Annotated in this window: 25 protein-coding genes; 18 read left to right on the forward strand and 7 right to left on the reverse strand. The window is 56.5% G+C overall.

The window, feature by feature from the left end; all coding sequences use genetic code 11:
* Positions 1-101 precede the first annotated feature (101 nt).
* A complete protein-coding gene (gene fumA / locus ACDO57_RS07910) occupies positions 102-1,748 on the reverse strand; it encodes a class I fumarate hydratase FumA (RefSeq protein ID WP_370883825.1) in 1,647 nt (548 codons plus the stop codon).
* A 199-nt stretch (positions 1,749-1,947) separates the two neighbouring features.
* On the opposite strand from fumA, the gene manA reads away from it, so the two are divergent.
* Together manA and ACDO57_RS07920 are read left to right on the forward strand one after the other, a co-directional pair.
* Complete coding sequence (gene manA, locus ACDO57_RS07915; RefSeq protein WP_370883826.1) at positions 1,948-3,123, forward strand: mannose-6-phosphate isomerase; 1,176 nt, start codon at positions 1,948-1,950, stop codon at positions 3,121-3,123.
* Between the two features lie 99 nt (positions 3,124-3,222).
* Positions 3,223-4,755 (forward strand): YdgA family protein, encoded by a 1,533-nt coding sequence (locus ACDO57_RS07920; RefSeq protein ID WP_370883827.1) that lies wholly within the window; start codon positions 3,223-3,225, stop codon positions 4,753-4,755.
* A 39-nt stretch (positions 4,756-4,794) separates the two neighbouring features.
* Here ACDO57_RS07920 and ACDO57_RS07925 read toward each other — a convergent pair whose 3' ends face one another.
* Both ACDO57_RS07925 and ACDO57_RS07930 read right to left on the reverse strand, forming a co-directional pair.
* Positions 4,795-5,649 (reverse strand): alpha/beta fold hydrolase, encoded by an 855-nt coding sequence (locus tag ACDO57_RS07925; RefSeq protein ID WP_090417227.1) that lies wholly within the window; start codon positions 5,647-5,649, stop codon positions 4,795-4,797.
* A 15-nt stretch (positions 5,650-5,664) separates the two neighbouring features.
* Entirely contained in the window at positions 5,665-6,645 is a 981-nt protein-coding gene (locus tag ACDO57_RS07930; RefSeq protein ID WP_370883828.1) for an MBL fold metallo-hydrolase, read from the reverse strand.
* 107 nt (positions 6,646-6,752) lie between these two features.
* On the opposite strand from ACDO57_RS07930, the gene ACDO57_RS07935 reads away from it, so the two are divergent.
* On the forward strand, positions 6,753-7,649 hold the full coding sequence (locus ACDO57_RS07935) for a LysR family transcriptional regulator (protein ID WP_061715404.1): 897 nt from the start codon (positions 6,753-6,755) through the stop codon (positions 7,647-7,649).
* Between the two features lie 2 nt (positions 7,650-7,651).
* On the opposite strand, the gene ACDO57_RS07940 is transcribed toward ACDO57_RS07935, so the two are convergent.
* Positions 7,652-8,680 carry a Mal regulon transcriptional regulator MalI gene (locus tag ACDO57_RS07940; RefSeq protein WP_032651046.1) on the reverse strand — a complete coding sequence of 343 codons (1,029 nt, stop codon included), beginning with the start codon at positions 8,678-8,680 and terminating at the stop codon, positions 7,652-7,654.
* A gap of 177 nt (positions 8,681-8,857) precedes the next feature.
* Between ACDO57_RS07940 and malX the strand changes: the two genes are divergently transcribed.
* From malX to add, 3 genes are all read left to right on the forward strand, one after another.
* Positions 8,858-10,450, forward strand: a complete 1,593-nt coding sequence (malX, locus tag ACDO57_RS07945; RefSeq protein ID WP_063621468.1) for a maltose/glucose-specific PTS transporter subunit IIBC — start codon at positions 8,858-8,860, stop codon at positions 10,448-10,450.
* A gap of 48 nt (positions 10,451-10,498) precedes the next feature.
* On the forward strand, positions 10,499-11,671 hold the full coding sequence (locus ACDO57_RS07950) for a MalY/PatB family protein (RefSeq protein ID WP_370883829.1): 1,173 nt from the start codon (positions 10,499-10,501) through the stop codon (positions 11,669-11,671).
* Between the two features lie 96 nt (positions 11,672-11,767).
* Positions 11,768-12,769, forward strand: a complete 1,002-nt coding sequence (gene add, locus ACDO57_RS07955) for an adenosine deaminase (RefSeq protein ID WP_023292620.1) — start codon at positions 11,768-11,770, stop codon at positions 12,767-12,769.
* 55 nt (positions 12,770-12,824) lie between these two features.
* On the opposite strand, the gene ACDO57_RS07960 is transcribed toward add, so the two are convergent.
* A complete protein-coding gene (locus ACDO57_RS07960; protein ID WP_157189020.1) occupies positions 12,825-13,865 on the reverse strand; it encodes an oxidoreductase in 1,041 nt (346 codons plus the stop codon).
* A 243-nt stretch (positions 13,866-14,108) separates the two neighbouring features.
* Between ACDO57_RS07960 and blr the strand changes: the two genes are divergently transcribed.
* From blr to gstA, 12 genes are all read left to right on the forward strand, one after another.
* Positions 14,109-14,234, forward strand: coding sequence for a division septum protein Blr (blr, locus tag ACDO57_RS07965; RefSeq protein WP_169814161.1), 126 nt, complete (start codon positions 14,109-14,111; stop codon positions 14,232-14,234).
* Between the two features lie 231 nt (positions 14,235-14,465).
* Positions 14,466-14,681 (forward strand): transcription modulator YdgT, encoded by a 216-nt coding sequence (ydgT, locus tag ACDO57_RS07970; protein ID WP_013096896.1) that lies wholly within the window; start codon positions 14,466-14,468, stop codon positions 14,679-14,681.
* A gap of 86 nt (positions 14,682-14,767) precedes the next feature.
* Positions 14,768-15,208 (forward strand): DUF2569 domain-containing protein, encoded by a 441-nt coding sequence (locus ACDO57_RS07975; protein ID WP_024909347.1) that lies wholly within the window; start codon positions 14,768-14,770, stop codon positions 15,206-15,208.
* 76 nt (positions 15,209-15,284) lie between these two features.
* Entirely contained in the window at positions 15,285-15,866 is a 582-nt protein-coding gene (rsxA, locus tag ACDO57_RS07980; RefSeq protein ID WP_008500564.1) for an electron transport complex subunit RsxA, read from the forward strand.
* Entirely contained in the window at positions 15,866-16,444 is a 579-nt protein-coding gene (rsxB, locus tag ACDO57_RS07985) for an electron transport complex subunit RsxB (protein ID WP_032651615.1), read from the forward strand. Before rsxA ends, rsxB begins: the two co-directional genes overlap by 1 nt.
* The gene (rsxC, locus tag ACDO57_RS07990) at positions 16,437-18,458 is read left to right on the forward strand and encodes an electron transport complex subunit RsxC (protein WP_248164207.1); all 2,022 of its coding nucleotides are present in this window, start codon (positions 16,437-16,439) and stop codon (positions 18,456-18,458) included. The genes rsxB and rsxC overlap by 8 nt, the downstream gene beginning before the upstream one ends.
* The gene (gene rsxD / locus ACDO57_RS07995; protein ID WP_370883830.1) at positions 18,459-19,511 is read left to right on the forward strand and encodes an electron transport complex subunit RsxD; all 1,053 of its coding nucleotides are present in this window, start codon (positions 18,459-18,461) and stop codon (positions 19,509-19,511) included. It abuts the gene before it with no gap.
* Positions 19,512-19,521: 10 nt separating this feature from the next.
* Positions 19,522-20,142 carry an electron transport complex subunit RsxG gene (gene rsxG / locus ACDO57_RS08000; protein ID WP_032651034.1) on the forward strand — a complete coding sequence of 207 codons (621 nt, stop codon included), beginning with the start codon at positions 19,522-19,524 and terminating at the stop codon, positions 20,140-20,142.
* Positions 20,143-20,144: 2 nt separating this feature from the next.
* Entirely contained in the window at positions 20,145-20,831 is a 687-nt protein-coding gene (locus ACDO57_RS08005; RefSeq protein ID WP_023617347.1) for an electron transport complex subunit E, read from the forward strand.
* Positions 20,828-21,463: an endonuclease III gene (gene nth / locus ACDO57_RS08010; RefSeq protein ID WP_008500570.1), complete on the forward strand. Its 636-nt coding sequence runs from the start codon at positions 20,828-20,830 to the stop codon at positions 21,461-21,463. Before ACDO57_RS08005 ends, nth begins: the two co-directional genes overlap by 4 nt.
* A gap of 591 nt (positions 21,464-22,054) precedes the next feature.
* Positions 22,055-23,563 carry a dipeptide/tripeptide permease DtpA gene (dtpA, locus tag ACDO57_RS08015; RefSeq protein WP_024909352.1) on the forward strand — a complete coding sequence of 503 codons (1,509 nt, stop codon included), beginning with the start codon at positions 22,055-22,057 and terminating at the stop codon, positions 23,561-23,563.
* A gap of 105 nt (positions 23,564-23,668) precedes the next feature.
* The gene (gene gstA / locus ACDO57_RS08020) at positions 23,669-24,274 is read left to right on the forward strand and encodes a glutathione transferase GstA (protein ID WP_370883831.1); all 606 of its coding nucleotides are present in this window, start codon (positions 23,669-23,671) and stop codon (positions 24,272-24,274) included.
* Between the two features lie 90 nt (positions 24,275-24,364).
* Here the strand turns inward: gstA and pdxY are convergent, their stop codons facing one another.
* Complete coding sequence (gene pdxY, locus ACDO57_RS08025) at positions 24,365-25,225, reverse strand: pyridoxal kinase PdxY (protein WP_024909354.1); 861 nt, start codon at positions 25,223-25,225, stop codon at positions 24,365-24,367.
* Between the two features lie 67 nt (positions 25,226-25,292).
* Positions 25,293-26,567, reverse strand: coding sequence for a tyrosine--tRNA ligase (tyrS, locus tag ACDO57_RS08030; protein WP_023335449.1), 1,275 nt, complete (start codon positions 26,565-26,567; stop codon positions 25,293-25,295).
* Positions 26,568-26,572 lie beyond the last annotated feature (5 nt).

A 26,572-nucleotide genomic window follows, 5' to 3' on the forward strand; every position in this document is an offset into this window, starting at 1 on the left:
CATGCTTAAGGGATAAGTATTGATGACTTCTGAGAAACGTTATGGCGCTTTGTGCGCTCTTTTTGGTGTCGGGTGGCGGCAGCGCCACCCGGCTTTTTATCTTACTTCACACACGCCGAACACTGGGACGACTGAATCTGCTTGAAGAAGTCGTTGCCTTTGTCATCCACGAGGATAAACGCCGGGAAATCCTCCACTTCAATTTTCCAGATCGCTTCCATACCCAGTTCCGGGTATTCCACGCACTCCAGGCTCTTGATGCTGCCCTGCGCCAGCACCGCTGCCGGGCCGCCGATACTGCCGAGGTAGAAGCCACCGTGCTTGTGGCAGGCGTCAGTCACCTGCTGGCTGCGGTTACCTTTCGCCAGCATGATCATGCTGCCGCCGTTGGCCTGCAGCTGGTCGACATACGAGTCCATACGCCCTGCCGTGGTTGGGCCTAACGAGCCAGAGGCGTAGCCTTCAGGCGTTTTCGCCGGGCCAGCGTAATAGATCGGGTGATCTTTAATGTACTGCGGCAGCCCTTCGCCATTGTCCAGACGCTCTTTCAGCTTCGCGTGCGCGATGTCGCGCCCCACGATAATCGTGCCGTTCAGGGAGAGACGGGTCGAGACCGGATACTGCGAAAGCTGCGCCAGAATCTCTTTCATCGGACGGTTCAGGTCAACGCGAACCGCTTCACCCTCACCTGCTTTACGCAGCTCTTCCGGAATGTATTTGCCCGGGTTGTTTTCCAGTTTTTCGATCCACACGCCTTCGCGGTTGATCTTGGCCTTGATGTTGCGATCCGCAGAACAGGAGACGCCCATCCCGACCGGACAGGAGGCACCGTGACGCGGCAGACGGATCACGCGCACGTCGTGGGCAAAGTATTTTCCGCCAAACTGCGCGCCGAGACCCAGGTTACGCGCCTCTTCCAGCAGTTCCTGCTCAAGCTGTACGTCGCGGAACGCCTGGCCGTACTCGTTACCTTCGGTAGGCAGGCCGTCATAGTATTTGGTTGAGGCCAGCTTGACGGTTTTCAGCGTGCTTTCAGCCGAGGTACCGCCAATCACAAATGCGATATGGTACGGCGGGCACGCCGCGGTGCCGAGGGTGCGCATCTTCTCAACCAGGTAGTTCTTCAGCTTGCCCGGGGTGAGCAGCGCTTTGGTTTCCTGGTAGAGATAGGTTTTGTTGGCTGAACCGCCGCCTTTGGCGATACAGAGGAATTTGTACTCATCACCGTCGACGCTGTAGAGGTCAATCTGTGCTGGCAGGTTGGTGCCGGTGTTGACCTCTTTGTACATGTCCAACGCGGCGTTTTGCGAATAGCGCAGGTTGTCTTCGGTGTAGGTGTTATAAACGCCGTGCGCCAGCGCCGCTTCGTCACCGCCGCCGGTCCAGACGCGCTGGCCTTTTTTACCGACGATGATCGCCGTGCCGGTGTCCTGACAGGTTGGCAGAATGCCTTTCGCCGCGATATCGGAGTTACGAAGGAACTGCAGGGCAACGTATTTATCGTTTTCGCTGGCCTGCGGGTCGCTCAGGATATCGGCCACCTGCTGCTGGTGCGCAGGACGGAGCATAAACGAGGCGTCGTGGAAAGCGTGCTGCGCCAGCAGCGTCAGCGCCTGCGGATCGACTTTGAGGATCTCTTGTCCTTCAAACTCAGAAACGGAGACATGATCGCGGGTTAACAGGTAATACTCGGTCTGATCCTTACTGAGGGGGAAAGGATCCTGATAATGGAAGGGTTTATTCGACATTGGTCTCTCACTTACTGCTTCGGTCTGTTTATTCAGGGCAGATGTTCCGCTGCCCGGCTTAAAAGCGAGTCAGCTTATCCTACACAATTTTTTAACAAAAACTGAGACTAGTACGACTTTTTACATCCACAGGTTACTTCCATGAGGTTTATTGCTTTAATACCCGGAGTTAATTCCACAATTGAATCAGGGCTTGATAATGCAAAAACTCATTAACTCAGTGCAAAACTACGCCTGGGGAAGTAAAACTGCGTTAACGGATCTCTACGGTATCGCGAACCCGAACAACCTGCCGATGGCAGAACTGTGGATGGGCGCGCACCCGAAGAGCAGCTCAAAAATTGAAGACGCCAGCGGCCAGGTACGCAGCCTGCGCGACGTGATTGATGCCGATAAAGCCGCGCTGCTGGGTGACAAGGTCGCTCGCCGCTTCGGCGAACTGCCGTTCCTGTTTAAGGTGCTGTGCGCCGACCAGCCGCTCTCCATTCAGGTTCACCCGAACAAGAAAGCCTCCGAAATCGGCTTTGCGAAAGAGAACGCGGCGGGTATCCCGTTAGACGCCGCCGAGCGTAACTACAAAGATCCTAACCACAAGCCGGAACTGGTGTTCGCGCTGACGCCGTTCCTGGCGATGAACGCCTTCCGCGAGTTTTCGGAGATCATTTCTCTGCTGCAACCGGTCGCGGGTGCCAACAAGGCTATCGCCCACTTCCTCGAAAACCCGAACGCCGACGCGCTGAGCCAGCTGTTTGCCAGCCTGCTGAATATGCAGGGTGAAGAGAAATCCCACGCGCTGGCGGTGCTGAAAGCCGCCCTGGACAGCCAGCAAGGTGAACCGTGGGAGACTATCCGCCTGATTTCCGAATTCTACCCGGACGACAGCGGCCTGTTCTCCCCTCTGCTGCTGAACGTGGTGAAGCTGAACCCCGGCGAGGCAATGTTCCTGTTCGCGGAAACCCCACACGCCTACCTGCAGGGCGTGGCGCTGGAGGTGATGGCCAACTCCGATAACGTGCTGCGCGCGGGCCTGACGCCGAAATACATCGACATTCCTGAGCTGGTTGCCAACGTGAAGTTCGTGGCGAAACCTGCCGCGGAGCTGCTGACTCAGCCGGTGAAAAACGGCGCAGAGCTGGACTTCCCGATCCCGGTTGAGGATTTTGCGTTTTCCCTGCACGACCTGAGCAGCGCCGAAACGTCGGTGGCTCAGGAGAGCGCGGCGATTCTGTTCTGCGTTGAAGGCGAAGCGACGCTGCGCAAAGGCGAACAGCGTCTGGTGCTTAAGCCCGGAGAGTCAGCATTCGTTGCAGCCAATGAGTCCCCGGTCAGCGTGAGCGGCACCGGTCGCCTGGCGCGCGTTTTCAATAAGCTTTAAGCACTTACTGAATTTTTTAACAACTCTTGCTAAGCTAGTTGCAGGCTTAATATCTCCAGGCGGTTTTTACCGCCTGGTTTCATTTTAGGGATAGTCGCAATGAAAAAATCGGTCGTAGCGGTTGGAGTGATTGTAGCGTTAGGCGTGGTCTGGACGGGTGCCTCCTGGTTTACCGGGAAACAGCTGGAAGGCCGTCTGGCTGAAATGGTGGCGCAGGCTAACGGAGAGATTAAGCGCAGCGCGCCGGAAGCAGGTCTGGAACTGAGCTACCAGAACTATCACCGCGGTGTGTTTACCAGCCGTATGCAGCTGGTGGTGAAGCCGGTTGCCGGTGCTGAAAACGGCTGGCTGAAACCGGGCCAGAGCGTGGTGCTGGACGAAGTGGTGAGCCACGGTCCATTCCCGCTGGCGCAGCTGAAGTCCTTTAACCTGATCCCGTCGATGGCGTCCGTTCATACCGTGCTGGTGAACAACGACGTCACCAAACCGCTGTTTGACCTGGCAAAGAATGAATCGCCTTTCGACATTAATACCCGAATTAGCTATGCCGGTGACACCAGTTCCGATATTGCGCTGAAAGCGCTGAACTACGAGAAAGAGAATGAAAAAGTCGCCTTCAGCGGCGGCCACTTCAAACTCGATGCTGACCGCGACGGAAACGTGTTCTCCCTGACGGGTGAAGCGGAGAGCGGCCTGGTCAATGCCGTGAACGAATATAACCAAAAAGTTCAGCTCACCTTCAGCAACCTGAAAGCCGACGGCAACAGCCGAATGACCGATTTCCAGGAGCGTATTGGCGATCAAAAACTGTCTCTCGATAAAGTCGCCATTGCGGTTGAAGGGAAAGAGATGGCCGTGCTGGAAGGCATGGACGTCAACGGCAAATCCGACGTTTCCAAAGACGGGAAGAGCATCAATACCCAGCTGGATTACACGCTGAAGAGCCTGAAAGTGCAGAATCAGGATCTGGGCACCGGCAAACTGTCGCTGAAGATCGGCAATATCGACGGCCAGGCGTGGCACGAGTTTAGCCAGAAATACAGTAAAGAGAGCCAGGCGCTGCTGACCGATACCGCGCTGCAGCAGAACCCGGAAGTGTACCAGCAGCAGGCGATGGCGGTGCTGTTCAACAACCTGCCAATCCTGCTGAAAGGCGAGCCGGTGATAACCGTTGCGCCGCTGAGCTGGAAAAACAGCAAAGGCGAAACCAGCTTCAACCTGTCTCTGTTCCTGAAAGATCCGGCCACCGCAACGGGTGAACCGCAGACGCTGGCGCAGGAAGTGGATCGCAGCGTGAAGTCGCTCGACAGCAAGCTGACCATCCCGATGGATATGGCGACCGAGTTTATGACCCAGATTGCGAAGCTGGAAGGCTACGGCGATGAAGATGCCGGCAAGCTGGCGAACCAGCAGGTGAAAGGTCTGGCGGCAATGGGACAGATGTTCCGCATCACCAAAGTGGAAAACAACACGATTTCCACCAGCCTGCAGTACGCCAACGGCCAGGTCACGCTCAACGGCGACAAAATGCCGTTGGAAGACTTCGTCGGCATGTTCGGTATGCCTGCTCTGGGGATGCCGGAACCGGCTGAACCGGCAGCGCCAGCCGAACCGGCGGCACCGCAGCAGTAAACGTCAAAACCCCTCGCATGAGGGGTTTTTTATTGCCCCCTAACTTTTCCATCCAGCCAGGAAATCCAGCAGAAGCGCATTCACTTTCTCTGGCTGCTCCTCCTGCGGCAGATGGCCGCACTCATCAATACCATACGCCCGCAGGTTTTCCGCCATTTCGGCCCAGACGCTTTTCATATCGAAAAGCTTGCCGACCGCATGAAAATCATTACCCCACAGCGACATTACCGGGCAGGTGATTTTCACCTCAGCGTCTGCCATATCCTGCGCCACATCCTCTGCGTTGGCGCGATAGTCAGCCATCGCGCCGCGCACGGCACCCGGCGCCTGATACGCCCGAACATAGGTGTCAAACGCCTCGCCGCTAATGGTAGACGGATCGTAGGTCCAGTCCGAGAAAAAGTGGTGCAGCCATACGTTTTCTCGACCTGCAATCAGGGCTTCCGGCAGGTCTGGTACAAGATGGAACAGGAAGAACCAGTATGCACGCGCAATCGACGCATTCAGATCGCGCGCCACAATACGGGTTGGTACGTTATCCATCACCACCAGACGATCGATTAACTCGGGATAATCTTTAGCAAAGCGGGTAGCAACCCGAGCTCCACGATCGTGCCCCACCAGCGCCACTTTCTCCAGACCCAGCACTCGCATTAGTTCCCGGACGTCCCGCGCCATGTTTCGTTTATCATAACCGGAGGCCGGTTTATCCGTTTCCCCATACCCGCGTAAATCTGGTGCAATCACACGATAGTGTCGGGACAAAACGGGTATCTGGTAGCGCCAGGCATAGTTTGTTTCTGGAAAACCATGCAGAAGAATAACCGGTGCGCCTTCACCCTCTTCTACGACGAACTGTCGGATACCGTTCGCCGTTACGGTGTAACTTCTCATGTTCGTAACCGCACTTTATTTCAGCAGAGGCACGTTGGCCGCACGTTGATAAGGACCGTAATTTACAGGATTCCAGCTATAGCCCTGCTGCCAGGAGGTGATATGCCCAATACCAGGGAAAGGCAGATGCGCTGCGGCCATCCACTCTCCGTCTTTCGCCAGCGCGTTAAACTCCTGCGCCCGGGATGAGATGGCTTTTTTCGGATCGACATCAAAGCGAATAGACACTTCAGGGTGCGGGAACTGGACGGCAGGAGCATGGATAAGATCCCCAATGAAGTTAATAGCCGTACCCTGAGACGCGAAGCGATAAACGGTACTGCCAGGCGTATGGCCAATGGCATATGTCGTCTGGACCTCCGGGATGGGTGAAGTTGGCGGGACGAAGGTTTTTAGGTGCCCGGTGGCTTTATACGCGGACAGCGCATTCCTGGCGATAGCGAAATACGCCTTCGCATTAGCCGGCGCGCTCGCTTCTTTTGCGGGGTCAAGCCAGTAGTCGGCCTCCCCCTGCGGTACGTAGACGGTGGCATTCGGGAACAGCGCCTTACCGTCTGCATCGCTCAGGCCACACACATGATCAAGATGCAGGTGGGTCAGGAAAACCGTATCGACCTGTTCGGGGCGATACCCTGATGCTTTCATATTAACGATTAGCTGACCGGCCGTTTCTGACATGCAGTGGCCACCCCCGCTGTCAATCATGACCAGGTGTTTACCGGTATTAACCAGAAACGCGTTGAAAGAAGTCGGCATGCGTTCGGCATCGATTTTGTGTTGCGCCAACAGGTTGCGAACCTTGTCAGGTGAAAGCCCTTGCAATAGCGTTGGCGAAAGATCGTTATAGCCGTCGAACAGCGCCGTCACCTCGTATTCCCCTACCGCCAGACGATAATAGCCCGGGACCTGCTGTTTCACCTGCGCGGGAGCATCTGCCCACGATGTGCCAGCAAAGAGCAGGCCGCTGAACGCAAGAATCGTTTTCAACTTTTTCATCTTCACTCCAAATTCATGTTTATCAGGATGTGAAGAGACTATGGCAGCGTAACGACAAATAATGTAGATATGTAATTTGATAAGGCAGCATAACGAAAAACGATATAATGAGACTCGAAGATATTGAAGTGTTTGTCGAAGCCGTCAAAGCGGGTAGCCTCGCCGGTGCCGCGCGTCGGCTCTCAATGAGCGCAATGACAGCATCGCGCGCGCTAACTCATCTCGAAGCGGAACTGGGGGTTCGGCTGGTACACCGCACCACGCGTTCTCTCTCTCCCACCAGCGATGGGGACGTTTTTTTGCCGCATGCACAGGCATTGCTGGAAGATAAAAACAATGCGCTTGCCGATCTGTTTCCCGAGGGGACGCATCTTACCGGACGCCTGCGCATTACCGCCTCAGCGGGGTTTGGACGAAAGATCGTTGCTCCCATGCTGACCCGGTTCATGCAGCAACATCCTTCCCTGCAGGTCGATTTACTCGCCACCGACGAACAGGTTGATATTGTCGGAAAAGGCATAGACGTAGCGCTACGCATTGCGCCTCTGCGCGATAACAGGCTGGTTGCTCATCGCCTGTGTCACAACCCTCGCGATCTTTGCGCCAGCGCGACGTATCTTGCCGCAAAAGGCTATCCAAAATCGTTTAACGATCTGGCGGCACATAGCTGTCTGACCACGTCAGATACCGTCCACTGGTCATTCGAACAGGGCGAACAGCGCTACAAGCAAAAGGTGTCTGGCCGATTCTCCGCGAACTCTATTGAGGCAATTTACGAAGCCTGCCTGGGAGGGATGGGCATCGCCAATTTATCTCGCTGGTACGTAGAACCGGCGTTCAGAGAGGGTAAACTCGTGCGGGTCGTCCTGGAGGATGCCCAGCCGGAATCGCTGGCAGTGTGGGCAGTTTACCCGACCTCCCGCCTGATCCCGGCAAAAGTACGAAAATTTGTGGAAGCACTTGAGGCCGAACTGTTGCTCAACCCGCTTACGCAGTACACCTGATATTACTTCACCGTCACCAGCCTCGCTGCCACAATCTGGTGCCCGGCCTGCACATCTGCATTGTCGATGCGCTGCATGATCCTGTCCGCCAGGGTGTAACCCATCTCCCGCGCTGGGGTGGTTGCCCAGACGATCGGCAGGTCGTCGAGGGCGTTTTCCCCGACGTCGGCGAACGCCCCCAGCGCCACCTGGTGGCCAAAGAAGGTTTCCACCCCGCCCTCGCCGCTCTGACGCCCGGCGCGGATCAGGCCAAACCAGGCGCCCATAGCAATCACATCGTTATAGCAAATCACGGCGCTGATCGTCGGGCTGCTTCGCAGCAGCGCGCCTATCGCTTCCGCCGCCATCTTCTGGCTGGATTCACACTCCACGACCCACTCGCTGTGGAACGGCAGGCCGTATTTAATCAGCGTCGCGCAGTAGCCGCCTACCCGCTCGGCGCGGGTCAGGGACGAGCTTTTACCGCCCAGCCAGGCAATGCGCTGATGCCCGCGACGAATAAGATGCTCGGTCAACATTTGCGCGGCCTGCATGTTATCCGGGCGCAGCGTATCGGCTTCGTCGAGGTAGCTGGCGCGCGAGGCAAACACCAGCGGCACGCCTTTTTCAGCGGCACGCTCGCACAGTTCGCTGCCCACGCCCGATGCCCCGGCGACGATCACCCCGTCCACCCCCTGGTTCAGCAGCATATCGAGCCGGGAAAGCAGCTGATCGGCCTCGCGACCACCGTGCAGCAGAAAGACCATCCGCCCCTGCGCTTCAAGCGCTTCGGTTAACCCTGCGGTCAGCTCCGCATAGAAAGGTGATGTCAGATCGCGAACAATCAGGCCAATCACCCCGCTTTGCCCGCCGCGCAGCGCCGACGCCTGGCGGTTACGCACAAAGCCCAGCTGTTCAACCGCCTCGTTCACCCGCTGACCGGTGGCAGGAGAGATGCGCCCCTTCCCACTTAGCACCAGAGAAACGGTGCTGACGGAAACGCCCGCCGCAAGCGCGACATCGTTGATGGTGATTTTTTTCGCTACAGCCATGTGTCGGCGTGACTCCCTGAAATGAGATCGGTAAAACGTTTTATCAAAACGTTATCTTTATACTACCAGTCAAAGCCTGAGAATGTGATTTAGCGCGCACTAAACTTTGATAAAACGTTTTATCTTCTCGCAGCATTGAAGCAGACAAACTGATTTTAACAATAAAGGAGTCGTTTTATGACGGCGAAAGCAGCACAAAAAATATCGCTGTGGGAATTTTTCCAGCAACTGGGTAAAACCTTTATGCTGCCCGTGGCACTCCTCTCGTTCTGCGGGATCATGCTCGGGATCGGCAGCTCGCTAAGCAGTAAAGACGTCATCACGCTGATCCCGTTCCTCGGTACTCCCGTGCTGCAGGCGATCTTTATCTGGATGAGTAAAGTCGGCTCCTTTGCGTTTAGCTTCCTTCCCGTCATGTTTTGTATCGCTATCCCGCTGGGCCTGGCGCGCGAAAATAAAGGCGTCGCGGCGTTTGCCGGTTTTGTGGGTTACGCGGTGATGAACCTCGCGGTTAACTTCTGGCTGACCGCGAAAGGCATTCTGCCGACCACCGACGCTGCCGTGCTGAAAGCTAACAACATTCAGAGCGTGATTGGTATCCAGTCTATTGATACCGGGATCCTCGGGGCGGTGATCGCCGGGGTGATTATCTGGATGCTGCACGAGCGCTTCCACAATATCCGTCTGCCGGATGCTCTGGCCTTCTTCGGCGGCACCCGCTTCGTGCCGATTATCACCCTGGTGGTGATGGGCCTGTTTGGTTTGATCATTCCGCTGATCTGGCCGGTCTTCGCGATGGGCATCAACGGCATTGGCCGCATCATCAACGGCGCGGGAGATTTTGGTCCGATGATCTTCGGCACCGGCGAGCGTCTGCTGCTGCCGTTTGGCCTGCAGCACATCCTGGTGGCCCTGATTCGCTTCACCGAAGCGGGCGGTACGATGGAGGTGTGCGGTCACGACGTGAGCGGCGCGCTGACCATCTTCCAGGCGCAGCTGAGCTGCCCGACCACCCACGGCTTCTCCGAAAGCGCCACCCGCTTCCTGTCTCAGGGTAAAATGCCTGCCTTCCTCGGCGGCCTGCCGGGTGCCGCGCTGGCGATGTACCACTGCGCACGTCCGGAAAACCGTCATAAAATTAAAGGCCTGCTGATTTCCGGCGTGATCGCCTGCGTCGTAGGCGGTACCACCGAGCCAATCGAGTTCCTGTTCCTGTTCGTTGCGCCGGTGCTGTATCTGATTCACGCTGTGCTGACCGGTCTGGGCTTTACCGTGATGGCGGTGCTGGGCGTCACTATCGGTAATACCGACGGTAACGTCATCGACTTCGTGGTGTTCGGGATCCTGCACGGCCTCTCCACCAAGTGGTATCTGGTCCCGGTCGTGGCGGCAATCTGGTTCGTGGTGTACTACGGGATCTTCCGCTTCGCCATCACCCGCTTTAACCTCAAAACGCCAGGCCGCGATACCGATACGGCCACCAGCGTGGAACAGGCGGTTGCCGGTACCGTGGGTAAATCCGGCTACAACACCCCTGCCATTCTGGCTGCGCTGGGTGGTGCGGATAACATTACCTCGCTGGATAACTGCATTACCCGCCTGCGTTTGTCGGTGGCGGATATGTCAAAAGTGGATACCAACGCCCTGAAAGCCAACCGGGCCATTGGCGTGGTACAGTTAAATCAGCACAATTTGCAGGTGGTTATCGGCCCGCAGGTACAGTCGGTGAAGGATGAGCTGGCCACCCTGATGCGAACAGTAGAAGCCTGATGCCTCAGCCCCCTCTTATGAGGGGGTTTTACTTTAAGGATTAACGTCATGTTTGATTTTTCTACCGTCGTGGATCGACACGGCACCTGGTGTACGCAGTGGGACTACGTCGCCGACCGCTTTGGCGCAGCCGACCTGCTGCCCTTCACCATCTCGGATATGGATTTCGCCACCGCCCCCTGCATAACCGATGCGCTGCAACAGCGCATTCATCACGGCGTGTTTGGTTATAGCCGCTGGAAGAACGACGAGTTTCTCGCCGCCATCGCGCACTGGTTCCAGCAGCGCTTTAACAGCCGGATTGATACTGAAAGCGCGGTTTATGGTCCCTCCGTCATCTACATGGTTTCTGAACTGATACGCCTCTGGTCAAACCCCGGCGACGGCGTGGTGGTCCACACCCCGGCATACGATGCGTTTTATAAAGCCATAGAGGGTAACGCGCGTCGTGTTGTTACGGTTGAGATGAAAAAGCAGGCTGCAGGCTGGCAGGGCAATATGGTGGCCCTCGAAGCGGCGCTGGCGAAACCGGAAAACAAAATTTTACTGCTGTGCAGCCCGCAAAACCCGACCGGCAAGGTCTGGACGCGGGATGAGCTGACGCAGATGGCGGAACTGTGCGCACGCTATGACGTGGCGGTTATCAGCGATGAAATCCATATGGACATGGTGTGGGGAGAGCGTCGTCACACGCCGTGGAACGCGGTGGCGCGCGGCAAATGGGCGCTTCTCACCTCCGGCTCGAAAAGCTTTAATATTCCGGCGCTGACGGGCGCTTACGGCCTGATTGGCGATGAAGAGAGCCGTAACGATTACCTCAGCGCACTAAAAGGCCGGGACGGGCTCTCTTCCCCTTCCGTGCTGGCGCTGACGGCGCATATCGCCGCCTATCAGCAGGGGGAGCCGTGGCTGGATGCCCTGCGGGGTTATCTGGAAGAGAATTTGTTGTATATCGCGCAGGAAGTGAACCGCGCTTTTCCGAAACTGAACTGGCAACCGCCCGAAGCGACTTATCTGGCCTGGATCGATCTGCGCCCGCTGAACATTGACGATCGGACGCTGCAAAAAGTGCTGATCGAGCAGCAAAAGGTCGCCATCATGCCGGGATATACCTACGGCAAAGAAGGAAATGGCTTTGTTCGCCTGAATGCGGGCTGCCCGCGCAGCAAGCTGGAACAAGGTGTGCAACGCCTCATTGCCGGGATTAACACGCTCCTGTAATCAATTTGCGCAACGGAATATTCCCTTGCGCAAATAGCTTTTTACCCCGTTTTGTTTTTATAATATGGCGCACTTTAACCAGAAAAGAGTGCGACCATGATTGATACACGCCTGCCTTTAACTGATATTCATCGTCACCTTGACGGTAACATTCGTGCCCAAACCATCCTCGATCTTGGCCGCCAGTTCAATTTAACGCTTCCTGCTCAGACCCTTGAGTCCTTGATCCCTCACGTACAGGTGACCTCTAATGAACCGGACCTGGTCAGCTTCCTGAGCAAACTCGACTGGGGCGTGAAGATGCTGGCGTCGCTGGATGCCTGCCGCCGCGTGGCGTTTGAGAACATCGAAGATGCAGCCCGCAACGGCCTGCACTACGTCGAGCTGCGCTTCTCGCCGGGCTATATGGCGATGACCCACAACCTGCCCGTTGCAGGCGTGGTGGAAGCCGTCATTGAAGGTGTGCGCGAAGGGTGTAAAACCTTCGACGTTCAGGCTCGGCTGATCGGCATCATGAGCCGTACGTTCGGTGAAGCCGCCTGCCTGCAGGAGCTGGAAGCGCTGCTGGCCCATCGCGATGCCATCACCGCCGTCGACCTCGCCGGTGACGAGCTGGGCTTCCCGGGCAGCCTGTTCCTCTCCCACTTCAACCGCGCGCGCGATGCCGGCTGGCACATTACCGTCCATGCGGGTGAAGCGGCTGGCCCGGAAAGCATCTGGCAGGCCATCCGCGAGCTGGGCGCCGAGCGTATCGGTCACGGCGTGAAGGCGGTCGAAGATCGCGCCCTGATGGATTTCCTGGCGGAGCAGCGTATCGGGATTGAGTCGTGCCTGACGTCTAACATTCAGACCAGCACCGTGGCGACGCTGGCGCATCACCCGCTAAAAACGTTCCTCGAGCACGGCGTGCTGGCCTCGCTGAACACTGACGACCCGGCGGTTCAGGGCGTGGATATTATCCACGAGTACAACATCGCCGCACCGCAGGCGGGTCTGAGCCGCGAGCAGATCCGTCAGGCGCAGATTAACGGGCTGGAAATTGCCTTCCTGACGCCTGCTGAGAAACAGGCGCTGCGGGATAAGGTGGCAACCGCGTAAACCCTTTTGCCGGGTGGCGGCTACGCCTTACCCGGCCTACAACAACGTCAAAAACTTATGCCAGACAGAGCGTGGCGCGATGTTTGGCAGATTCGATGCCCAGTTCAATCAGCTCCATAATCTGAATCGCCTGGCTGGCCGGAACCGGATTTTCTCCCGTGCCGTTCAGCGCATCGCGGATAGCGGCATAATACGCCGGATAATTCCCCGGTATCGTCAGCAAGGTCTCCTCGACCAGCTCCTCGCCTTCGACCCGCGTTACCACGCCGTCGCGCATATCATAGCCCCAGTCTTCCTGCGGCAGACGTTCACCGTTTTTAAGCCTGTCTTCCTGCGGATCGAGACCAAACTTCACGTAGCTCCCGCGCGTACCGTGAATGATATAGCGGGCCGATTCTGCGGCCGCGACCATCGTGCCGTGCAGCACAATCCGCCGCTGCGGGTAACTGAGCACCGCGTGGAAGTAATCGGTTGTCTGCGCGCCGGGCCTGAGCTGGGCCAGATCGACCGTCATGCTCACCGGCAGACCAAAAAGATTGACGGCCTGATCCAGCAGATGCGGGGCTAAATCGTACCAGATGCCGCTGCCCGGACCGGCCTGTTCGCGCCAGCGGTTTCTCACCTGCGGACGAAAGCGGTCAAAGTGCGATTCAAAAAAGAGGATCTCCCCTAGCGTGCCTTCACTGAGAAGCCTTTTTACCGTCAGAAAGTCGCTGTCCCAGCGGCGGTTATGGAACACCGACAGCAGCCTGCCCAGACTCCTTGCCAGCGCATCCAGCTCGCGTGCCTGTGACAGCGTCACGGTGAAGGGCTTATCGACCACTACGTGCTTACCGGCTTCCAGCGCGGCCTTTGCCAGCGGAAAGTGGGTGTCGTTCGGCGTGGGGATGACGATTAAATCAATATTCGGATCGTTGAAAAGGTGTTTAGGTTCAGAGACAACCGGCACGGAAGGCCAGTCGACATGGACTTTAGCGGCATCGCTGCTGGATACCGCCGCCAGCACCATCCCCGGCGTCCCGGCTATCAGAGGCGCATGAAACGTTTTGCTCGCGTACCCGTAGCCGATAAGCCCGACGCGGATATTATCACTCATAGTGCCATCCTCTTTTATGACGTTCTTATTTCACACTGGCTAACCTGGCATGAGCACAGATTAATAATGTGCCCTATGACTTAAAATAGCAGGTTGTACGGGTTGTTTTTGTTACATAGTATTAACCTACTGATTTTGTTTAAGGGAACCGTTCCCAAAGCGCTTGCCGTCAGGGAGACGTCACTGTAACATTTGCGCCCTGTCTTTATGGATAAAGTACAATTACGCATTATGACGTCAATTATTAATCGAATCATTGAATTAGCGGGATGGATTGTCCTTGGAGTTTCGGTCATTTTGCTGGGCGTCGCCAGCCATATCGATAACTACCAGCCGCCGGAGCCTGTCACCATCGCCCAACCTAAGTAACCGGTTACTGCAATAAAGAGTGACATAATATGTCAGTTTCGTATTGCCAGCCCTGGTGAACACGGTTAACCTTCTCTTCCAGGCATCGTCTGATGCCTGAATTTCAGCAAAGAAAACTCCTAATTTCGTCGCGTTACCTGAGTGGGCTGTTTACGTCTTTATTAATCCGTTTATTATTCGACCGAATTACCTTAACTGGTATTACTCACTTTTATATGGAAACTTATTAATATGACAGTTCAGGACTATTTATTAAAATTTCGCAAGATCAATTCGCTTGAGAGCCTGGAAAAACTGTTTGACCATCTGAACTACACCCTGTCGGATAATCAGGACATCATTAATATGTATCGCGCCGCAGACCATCGCCGCGCGGAGCTGGTTTCCGGTGGTCGTTTGTTCAACGTCGGTGAAGTGCCTAAGTCTGTATGGCGTTACGTCTTATAAGAAAGTAGCCATCCGCGCGAAATGTTATATACTCTCCGCCCTGCAAACTGGCTGTACAACATTTCGCGCAGATTATGGGAGAGTTCATGACCGCAACGCCTGGAGAACGCATTGGAGGCTGGTTAATCGCCCCACTGGCATGGCTGCTGGTTGCCTTATTAAGCGCATCGCTTGCGCTGCTGCTGTATACCACCGCACTGATTACCCCTCACGCCATCCAGACCCTGATGTCGCAAAGCGTGCTGAATATTGCTTTGTGGTTTGTGTCGTTCGTTTTCGCGATTGGAATGTGGTACTACACGCTGTGGCTGACCATCGCCTTCTTTAAGCGCCGCAAGAGTGTGCCTAAGCACTACATTATCTGGCTGCTGATTTCGGTCCTGCTGGCGGTGAAAGCGTTTGCCTTTTCGCCCGTATCAGACGCGCTGGCCGTTCGTCAGCTGCTATTCCCGTTGCTGGCTGCGGCGCTGCTGGTGCCCTATTTCAAACGTTCGACGCGGGTGAAAAACACCTTCGTGAACCCGTAATAACCCTACAGATAACCTGTTGTCGCCTGCGTCGGTTTGTCCGATAATAGGCGGCTTTTTTATTTCAGGCTAAATAATGACCGATTACTTACTGCTCTTTGTCGGCACCGTGCTGGTTAACAACTTCGTTCTGGTGAAGTTCCTTGGCCTGTGTCCGTTTATGGGCGTTTCCAAAAAGCTGGAAACAGCAATGGGTATGGGGCTGGCGACGACCTTCGTGATGACGCTGGCGTCCATCTGCGCGTGGTGGATCGATACCTGGATCCTCATCCCGCTGGGATTAACCTATCTTCGTACGCTGGCCTTTATTCTGGTTATCGCGGTGGTGGTGCAATTTACCGAAATGGTGGTGCGCAAAACCAGCCCGGCGCTTTATCGCCTGCTGGGTATCTTCCTGCCGCTGATCACCACCAACTGTGCGGTTCTCGGCGTAGCGCTGCTGAACATCAACCTTGGTCATAACTTTATGCAGTCGGCGCTGTATGGTTTCTCTGCGGCAGTCGGTTTCTCTCTGGTGATGGTGCTGTTCGCCTCCATTCGCGAGCGCCTGGCAGCAGCGGATATCCCTGCCCCCTTCCGCGGTAACGCGATTGCGCTGGTGACCGCAGGTTTAATGTCTCTGGCCTTTATGGGCTTTAGTGGTCTGGTGAAGTTGTAATGAATGCTATCTGGATTGCCATCGCCTCTATCAGCGTTCTGGGGTTGGTGTTTGGCCTTATCCTGGGCTACGCCTCCCGCCGTTTCGCGGTAGAGGACGATCCCGTTGTAGAAAAAATTGATGAGCTTCTGCCACAAAGCCAGTGCGGGCAGTGCGGCTACCCCGGCTGCCGCCCTTATGCCGAAGCGGTAGGGGTTCAGGGTGAAAAAATTAACCGCTGTGCGCCCGGTGGCGAAGCGGTGATGTTGAAAATTGCGGCCCTGCTTAACGTTGACCCGCAGCCTGTTGATGGCGATGCGGACGTACAGGAGCCGGTCCGCGCGCTGGCCGTGATCGACGAAGCCAACTGTATCGGCTGCACCAAATGTATTCAGGCCTGCCCGGTTGACGCCATTGTGGGCGCAACCCGCGCCATGCACACCGTCGTGGCGGACCTCTGCACCGGCTGTAACCTCTGCGTGGCCCCCTGCCCGACGCAATGTATCGAGCTGCGCCCGGTTGAAACGACTACCGAAAGCTGGAAGTGGGATCTTCAAACCATTCCGGTTCGCAATATTCCTGTGGAACAACATGCTTAAGTTATTTTCTGCTTTCAGAAAAGAGAAGATCTGGGACTTTGACGGTGGTATTCATCCACCGGAGATGAAAACCCAGTCTAACGGCACGCCGCTGCGCCAAATTCCGCTGGCGACCCGTTTCGTTATGCCGCTCAAGCAGCACATCGGCGCGGAGGGTGAGCTGTGCGTGAAAGAAGGTGATACCGTCCTTCGCGGTCAGCCGCTGACCTTTGGTCGCGGACGTATGCTGCCGGTGCACGCCCCCACCTCCGGTAAGGTGGTCGCCATCGCGCCCCATACGGTGGCCCATCCGTCCGCGCTCTCTGAGCTGAGCGTGATTATTGAAGCCGACGGCGAAGACCGCTGGATTGACCGTGACGGCTGGAGCGATTACCGCGCCCACAGTCGCGAAGCGCTTATCGAGCGCATTCATCAGTTCGGCGTTGCTGGTCTGGGTGGCGCGGGGTTCCCGACCGGCGTCAAGCTGCGCGGCGGTGGCGATAACATTCAGACGTTGATTATTAACGCCGCCGAGTGCGAGCCGTATATCACCGCCGACGATCGTCTGATGCAGGACTGCGCCGCCCAGGTGGTGGAAGGCATCCGCATCCTCGCGCACATTCTGCAGCCGCGGGAAGTGCTGATCGGTATCGAAGACAATAAACCACAGGCTATTTCAATGCTGCGCGCCGTGCTGGCGGGCAGTCACGATATTAGCCTGCGCGTTATCCCGACCAAGTACCCTTCCGGCGGCGCAAAACAGCTGACGCAAATTCTCACCGGCAAGCAGGTCCCGCATGGCGGACGCTCTTCGGATATCGGCGTGCTGATGCAAAACGTCGGCACCGCGTATGCCGTGAAGCGCGCGGTGATTGACGGCGAACCGTTAACCGAGCGCGTGGTGACGCTGACCGGGGAATCAATTTCTCGTCCGGGCAACGTCTGGGCGCGTCTGGGTACGCCGGTGCGTCATCTGCTGGAACAGGCTGAGTTTTGCCCGGGCAGCGACCAGATGGTGATCATGGGCGGCCCGCTGATGGGCTTTACCCTGCCGTGGCTGGACGTGCCGGTAGTGAAAATCACCAACTGTCTGCTCGCGCCTTCTCCGACCGAAATGGGCGAGGAGCAGGAAGAGAAAGGCTGCATCCGCTGCAGCGCCTGTGCCGACGCCTGCCCGGCGGATCTGCTGCCGCAGCAGCTCTACTGGTACAGCAAAGGCCAGCTGCACGACAAGGCGAAAGCCCATAACCTGGCCGACTGCATTGAATGCGGTGCCTGCGCCTGGGTATGCCCTAGCAATATTCCTCTGGTGCAGTATTTCCGCCAGGAGAAGGCTGAAATTTATGCCATCTCCATGGAAGAAAAACGCGCGGCAGAAGCCAAAGCGCGCTTCGAAGCGCGCCAGGCGCGACTGGAACGCGAAAAAATCGCCCGTCAGGAGCGCCATAAGCAGGCCGCCGTTCAGCCTGCCGAGAAAGATCAGGATGCGATTAACGCCGCACTGGCGCGCGTTCGCGAGAAAAAAGCCACTGCAGCGCAGCCTGTGGTGATCCCGGCCGGCGAGAAGCCGGACAACAGCGAAGCGATTGCCGCGCGTGAAGCACGTAAGGCCGCAGCGCGCGCCCGTCAGGCTGAAAAAGCGCAAACGGTCCAGGCAGAGGCGGAGATCGACCCGCGTAAAGCCGCCGTTGAAGCGGCAATAGCCCGCGCTAAAGCCCGCAAAGCCGGTGAGCAGAATGTGGTGGTCGAGCAGGAAGCCGTCGACCCTCGCAAAGCGGCCGTCGAAGCGGCGATTGCCCGCGCTAAAGCGCGCAAAGCGGCGCAGCAGACACAAACCGCAGAACCCGAAGCGCCGGTCGACCCGCGTAAAGCCGCCGTCGAAGCGGCGATTGCCCGCGCTAAAGCCCGTAAGGCGGCGCAGCAGGATGAGCAACCGCAGGCCGCCAACGATGACCCGCGCAAGGCCGCCGTCGCCGCCGCCATTGCGCGCGTTCAGGCGAAGAAAGCCGCACAGCAAGCAGTTAACGAGGATTAAATGGTTTTCAGAATCGCAAGCTCCCCTTACACCCACAATCAGCGCCAGACATCGCGCATCATGATGCTGGTCTGCCTGGCGGCGCTGCCGGGCATTGCCGTTCAGTGCTGGTTTTTTGGCTGGGGAACCCTGTTCCAGATAATCCTGGGCTGCGCCAGCGCCCTGGCGGCGGAAGCCCTTGTGCTTAAGCTGCGTAAGGCAGCTGTCTCCCGCATTCTTGCCGATAACTCCGCGCTGTTGACCGGCCTGCTGCTGGCCATCAGTATCCCACCGTTCGCCCCATGGTGGATGGTGGTCCTGGGTACCGTGTTTGCGGTGATCATTGCCAAACAGCTGTACGGCGGGCTCGGCCATAACCCGTTCAACCCGGCGATGATTGGCTACGTGGTGCTGCTGATCTCCTTCCCGGTACAGATGACCAGCTGGCTGCCTCCGCATGAGATTGCGGCCACCGTTCCGGGCTTTATGGATGCTCTGCACGTGATCTTTACCGGCCATACGGCGCTCGGTGCGGATATGAACGCGCTGCGCATGGGCGTGGACGGTATCAGTCAGGCGACGCCTCTCGATACCTTTAAAACATCCCTGCATGCCGGGCACAGCGTTGAGCAGATCATGAAGTCCGCGATCTACAGCGGCATGCTGGCGGGTGCAGGCTGGCAGTGGGTCAACCTGGCGTATCTGCTGGGCGGCCTTTTCCTGCTGCAGCAGAAAGCCATTCGCTGGCATATTCCGGTCAGCTTCCTCGTGACGCTGGCGGTTTGCGCCACGCTGGGCTGGGTCTTCTCGCCTGAATCACTGGCCAGCCCGCAGATGCATTTGCTCTCCGGCGCGACCATGCTGGGTGCCTTCTTTATCCTGACGGATCCGGTGACAGCGTCCACGACTAACCGTGGACGTCTGATCTACGGCGCGCTGGCGGGCCTTCTGGTATGGCTCATCCGCAGCTTTGGCGGCTACCCGGATGGCGTGGCCTTTGCCGTCCTGCTTGCCAACATAACCGTTCCGCTCATCGACTATTACACGCGTCCACGCGTGTACGGTCATCGCTAAGGGTTTCGCCATGTTAAAAACGATGCAAAAACACGGCGTCACGCTGGCTGTCTTCGCCGCGGTCCTGACGGGGCTGACGGCACTGGTTAATGCGCTGACCAAAACGACAATCGAAGAACAGGCCTCGAAGCAGCAAAAGGCGCTGTTCGATCAGGTGATCCCGTCCGATTTCTACGATAATGACCTGCAAAAAAGCTGCTTTGTGGTAGACGCGCCGCAGCTTGGGAAAGGCCCGCACCGCCTCTTTATCGCCCGCAAAGGGGATAAACCGGTCGGCGCAGTGATGGAAGCGACAGCGCCTGACGGCTATTCCGGCGCCATTCAGCTGCTTGTGGGCAGCGATTTCTCCGGCACCATACTGGGCACCCGCGTGACGGAACACCATGAAACGCCGGGTCTTGGCGATAAAATTGAAACCCGCCTGAGCGACTGGATTTTGCACTTTGCCGGTAAAGTGATCCATGGCGAAGGTGACACCGCGTTTGCAGTGAAGAAAGATGGCGGCGAATTCGACCAGTTCACCGGGGCGACCATCACCCCACGTGCGGTGGTGAATGCCGTAAAACGAGCCGGGCTGTATGCTGAAACGCTGCCCGCGCAAATCAACAATCTTCCGGCCTGTGAGGAGTAATCATGAGCCAGGTTAAAGAGGTTATTGTCCAGGGGTTGTGGAAGAACAACTCCGCGCTGGTACAGCTTCTGGGCATGTGCCCACTGCTGGCGGTAACGTCCACCGCCACCAACGCGCTCGGTCTGGGTCTGGCAACCACGCTGGTATTGACCCTGACCAACCTCTCCATCTCTGCCCTGCGCCGCTGGACGCCGTCGGAAATTCGTATTCCGATTTACGTCATGATCATTGCGTCGGTGGTCAGTATCGTTCAGATGCTGATTAACGCCTACGCGTTTGGCCTGTACCAGTCGCTCGGGATCTTTATTCCCCTTATCGTCACCAACTGTATCGTTGTCGGGCGCGCGGAAGCCTTCGCGGTGAAAAACAGCCCCGCCATGTCGGCGCTGGATGGGTTTTCCATTGGCATGGGTGCCACATGTGCCATGTTCGTGCTGGGCTCGCTGCGCGAGATCCTCGGCAACGGTACGCTGTTTGACGGCGCAGATGCGCTGCTCGGCGGCTGGGCCAAAGCGCTGCGCGTTGAAGTGTTCCACACCGATACGCCATTCCTGCTGGCCATGCTGCCGCCCGGCGCGTTTATTGGCCTTGGCATGATGCTGGCGATAAAATACCTGATTGATGAAAAACGTAAGCGCCGCGCGGCTGAGCGCAGCGTTCTGGAAGGGACACCCGAGAAGGCTTCATGAATAAAGAAAAGCGCATTGCGATCCTGACCCGTCTGCGGGACGAGAACCCGCACCCGACGACGGAGCTGAATTTTACCTCCCCGTTTGAGCTGCTGATCGCAGTGTTGCTTTCTGCGCAGGCGACCGATGTGAGCGTCAATAAAGCCACTGCCCTGCTCTATCCGGTCGCCAATACGCCGAAAGCCATGCTGGAGCTGGGCGTGGAAGGCGTGAAGTCGTATATCAAAACCATCGGCCTGTTTAACAGCAAAGCCGAGAACGTCATCAAGACCTGCCGGATCCTGCTGGAACAGCACGGAGGCGAAGTACCGGAGGACCGCGCTGCGCTGGAAGCCTTACCGGGCGTGGGGCGTAAGACCGCAAACGTGGTGCTTAACACTGCGTTTGGCTGGCCCACTATCGCCGTGGATACGCATATATTTCGCGTGTCTAACCGGACCAACTTCGCGCCGGGGAAAAACGTCGAGCAGGTCGAAGAGAAGCTGCTGAAAGTGGTTCCGGCAGAATTTAAGGTGGATTGCCATCACTGGCTGATTCTGCACGGCCGATATACCTGTATTGCCCGCAAGCCTCGCTGCGGCTCCTGCATTATCGAAGATCTCTGCGAATACAAAGAAAAAGTGTATCCCTGATCGCCCCAATCCCATACTAAAGGAAGGGCTATCGAATGCTCTTCTTTTGGCCGTTACTTGTCCGTCTTTCGCTTACTCTGACCTGTCACTTGTTCGGTTGTTTAACGCTCAAACAGGTTAATACTTTTTTCATGGCCAAAAATTTCTATACATCTGTGATCGCGATCACCCTGATAACTTCATGTTGAATTTTTGTTGTCAAAATCGGCCTAAACCCTTTGTCTGACAAGATACTCACCTCCCATCACCGAAGATAAGACCAGCTATTTTTCAGAATATGGGCTATAACACTGCGTAAAGCGACAAATAGCAGAACATATCGCCAAAAGCCGATCCGGACGGGTCATTACCAGTCGAAAAAACTACCTTTACTCACCGTATGAAATTTAACGCTGAATAACATTTGCATGAACCGACGATTATACCACTCCAGATATATGTAACAGATTATTACAAACGTATTGCCAGACGGGGCAGGATAGTGAACATTACCCGCCGTTTCTCCTCCCAATATAACTATAAGGCGTATGGACTACGGCCATCACGCTATGAACACCCCCATTAATATGGGATGTAAAAAAAGAGGTATATGTGTCTACTGCAAACAATAAACCAACAGATGAAAGCGTGAGTCTTAACGCTTTTAAACAACCTAAAGCGTTCTATCTCATCTTCTCTATCGAGTTATGGGAGCGTTTTGGTTATTACGGCCTGCAAGGGATCATGGCGGTTTACCTGGTAAAACAGCTGGGTATGTCCGAAGCCGATTCCATCACGCTGTTCTCTTCCTTCAGTGCTCTGGTGTACGGTCTGGTCGCGATTGGCGGCTGGCTGGGCGATAAAGTCCTCGGGACTAAACGCGTCATCATGCTGGGCGCCATTGTCCTGGCGATTGGCTATGGTCTGGTGGCATGGTCAGGGCATGATGCCGCTGTCGTGTATATGGGTATGGCGACGATTGCCGTCGGTAATGGTCTGTTCAAAGCGAACCCGTCCTCTCTGCTTTCGACCTGCTACAACAAAGACGATCCGCGCCTGGACGGTGCCTTTACCATGTACTACATGTCCATCAACATCGGTTCGTTCTTCTCTATGCTGGCAACTCCATGGCTCGCGGCGAAATTCGGCTGGAGCGTAGCATTTGCACTGAGCTTCGTGGGTATGTTGATCACCGTGGTGAACTTCCTGTTCTGCCGCAGCTGGGTTAAAGACTACGGTTCAAAACCTGACTTCGAGCCTGTGCATATGGGCAAACTGCTGGCCACCATCGTGGGCGTTGTTGTCCTCGCGGCCATCGCCACCTGGCTGCTGCACAACCAGGGTATCGCACGTGCCGTTCTGGGCGTGGTTGCGCTGGGTATCGTGGTCATCTTTGCAAAAGAAGCATTCGCCATGCAGGGTGCGGCCCGTCGCAAGATGATTGTGGCGTTCATTCTGATGCTGGAAGCGATTATCTTCTTCGTGCTGTACAGCCAGATGCCAACTTCACTGAACTTCTTCGCCATCCGTAACGTAGAGCACTCCATTCTGGGTATCGCGTTTGAACCTGAGCAGTTCCAGGCACTGAACCCGTTCTGGATCATGATTGGTTCCCCAATTCTGGCCGCTATCTATAACAAGATGGGTGACCGTCTGCCGATGCCGCACAAGTTTGCGCTGGGTATGGTGCTGTGTTCTGGTGCCTTCCTGGTACTGCCACTGGGTACCAAATTTGCGTCCGACGCAGGTATCGTTTCCGTTAACTGGCTGATCCTGAGCTACGCGCTGCAGTCTATCGGCGAGCTGATGATCTCCGGCCTGGGACTGGCCATGGTTGCGCAGCTGGTTCCTCAGCGTTTGATGGGCTTCATCATGGGTAGCTGGTTCCTGACCACTGCCGGTGCGGCAATCATCGCGGGTAAGATTGCTAACCTGATGGCTGTTCCGGAAAATGTAACCGATCCACTGCTTTCCCTGAACGTCTACGGTACCGTGTTCATGCAGATTGGTATCGCGACTGCGGTAATTGCCGCTCTGATGCTGCTGACCGCGCCGAAACTGAACCGTATGACTCAGGACGACGACAAGACCGCTAAAGCGACAAACACCGCTACCGCGTGATTTCCGTGAGAAACGACTGACCAGAAGCCGCTAATGCATTAGCGGCTTTTTTTTTATCCGTTTGCGCACTAACATAGCTGAAACCTCAGCAAAAAGGAGTTACCGATGAAACTGTTCTACAAACCGGGTGCGTGCTCTCTTGCTTCCCATATCACCCTGCGCGAGAGCGGCAAAGATTTCACGCTGGATGGCGTTGACCTGATGAAAAAACGTCTGGAAAACGGCGATGATTTTCTTGCCATCAACCCGAAAGGACAAGTTCCGGCGCTCTTGCTGGATGACGGTACTCTGCTGACTGAAGGCGTGGCGATTATGCAGTTCCTGGCCGATAGCGTACCCGATCGCCATCTGCTGGCACCGGTCAGTACCATTTCGCGTTATAAGACGCTGGAATGGCTGAACTACATTGCCACCGAGCTGCACAAAGGCTTTCCCCCCCTGTTCCGCCCGGATACGCCGGAAGAGTTCAAACCGACCCTGCGCGCCCTTCTTGAGAAAAAGCTGCAGTACGTTAACGCGTCGCTGAAAGACGATCAGTGGATTGCAGGTTCGCGCTTCACGATTGCCGATGCGTACCTGTTCACCGTGCTGCGCTGGGCGCGCGCGGTTAAGCTTAACCTGGAAGGGTTAGACCATATTGCAGCGTATATGAAACGCGTGGCAGAGCGTCCTGCGGTGGCTGCGGCGCTGAAAGCGGAAGGGTTGAATTAACCGAGCAGACTGTGTTGCCGGGTGGCGCTGACGCTTACCGGGCCTACGAATTCCGTAGGCCCGTGCAAGCGCAGCGCCGCCGGGCGGTGTTTAAAGCTGGGTAGCGCTGAAATAGTGCTCCGGCTTCGCGATACGATCCTGTGCAGCGACCACCTGCAGTTCATATTCCTGCATCTCTTTCGTCGCAATCATGATTTCGTACACCGCCGCAGTAACATGCTCGAGCGCGTCGCGCATTGTCGCCCCTTGCAGTAATTTCACCAGCAGCAGACCGCTGGTGACATCGCCGACCCCAACCGGCTGGCGCTGGCCAAAATCCACCAGCGGACGGCTGATATGCCAGGCGTCATCTTTCGTTACCAGCAGCATCTCAAAACGGTCCTGGCTCAGCCCTGCGCGCGCAAGGTGTTTTACCAGCACAACGTCAGGCCCCAGCGCGATAAGCTCGCGGGACGCGCTTACGGCCTCTTCTACGCTGTTAACCGGACGCTCGCAGAGAATTTCGAGTTCGACCAGGTTTGGCGCAATGATATCGCTGGCGGGCAGCGCGTGGCGGACGTGAAACTCCGCTACACCCGGCGCCACGATACAGCCTTTCTCCGGATGCCCCATGACGGGGTCGCAGAAGTATTTTGCCGACGGGTTGGCGGCTTTCACCTGGCGCACGATACCGAGGATATGCTCCCCCTGCTCCGCTGAGCCGAGGTAACCGCTCAGCACGGCGTCACAGCGTTTGAGCTGGTCGATATCGGCAATACCCTGCACAACCTCAGTGAGGTGCGAAGGCGGCATCACGCAGCCGGTCCATTTGCCGTATTGCGTGTGGTTAGAGAACTGCACGGTATTAAGGGGCCAGACGTTGACGCCGAGGCGACGCATCGGGAATTCCGCGGCGCTATTGCCAGCGTGTCCAAAAACAACGTGGGACTGAATGGCGAGGATGTTCTTCATTTTTTTCTTACCAAACCCTGAAAAAACAAAAGGGGCGTGGTTTCCCACGCCCCCTGGAGACTGTTAATTACTTCCAGCAGACAAGGCAGTAGTTCTTCTTGCCGCGACGCAGCAGCGTGTAGCGACCATACAGACGATCGCCGTCAACGAAGGTGTATTCCGGGTCGGCCTGCTTCTCACCGTTGATGGTGATAGCGTTAGACGCGATGGTTTTACGCGCCTGACCGCGGGAAGGCTGGAGCTCGGAGTCCACCAGCGCCTGCATCAGGTCAGCCCCTTTTTCCATCTCAACCATCGGCACACCGTCCTGCGCCAGCTGTTCGAAGTCCGCTTCGCTCAGATCGCTCAGGGTACCGTTGAACAGGCTTGCGGTAATGCGTTTTGCCGCGGCCAGACCTTCTTCACCGTGAACCAGTTTGGTCACTTCGTCCGCCAGCACGTACTGAGCGCGCGGTGCTTTACCGCTGTTCTTGTCCTCTTCTTCCAGCGCGTTGATCTCTTCAATGTCCATAAAGGTGAAGAACTTCAGGAAGCGGTAAACATCGGCATCCGCCGTGTTGATCCAGAACTGGTAGAACTTGTACGGGCTGGTTTTCTTCGGATCGAGCCACACCGCGCCGCCTTCGGTTTTACCAAATTTGGTGCCGTCGGCTTTGGTGATCAGCGGAACGGTCAGACCAAAGACCTGATTCTGGTGCAGGCGACGGGTCAGGTCGATACCGGAGGTGATGTTACCCCACTGATCGGAACCGCCAATCTGCAGGGAAACGCCGTGCAGTTTGTTCAGGCAGGCAAAGTCATACCCCTGCAGCAGGTTGTAGGAGAACTCGGTAAAGGAGATACCCTGGTCGTCGCGGTTCAGACGCTGCTTCACGGCCTCTTTGTTAATCATCTGGTTAACAGAGAAGTGCTTGCCGATATCACGCAGGAAGGTCAGCACGTTCATGCTGCCAAACCAGTCGTAGTTGTTCGCGGCAATGGCGGCATTATCACCACAGTTGAAGTCGAGGAACGGTGCAACCTGTTTGCGGATCTTATCTACCCACTCCTGCACGGTATCTTCGGTATTCAGTTTACGCTCAGCGGCTTTAAAGCTTGGGTCACCAATCAGACCGGTCGCGCCACCCACCAGGGCAACAGGCTTATGGCCCGCCATCTGGAAGCGTTTCAGGCATAACAATGGAACAAGATGCCCCAAATGCAAGCTGTCAGCGGTGGGATCGAAGCCGCAATAGAGCGCGATCGGGCCTTGCGCCAGTCGCTCTGCTAACGCTTCCTCGTCCGTCACCTGGGCCACGAGGCCCCGCTCTTGCAATTGTTTAATCAAGTTACTGCTTGCCATCAAAT

It is taken from the genome of Enterobacter cloacae complex sp. 2015409, assembly GCF_041365315.1.
GTDB lineage: Bacteria > Pseudomonadota > Gammaproteobacteria > Enterobacterales > Enterobacteriaceae > Enterobacter > Enterobacter pseudoroggenkampii.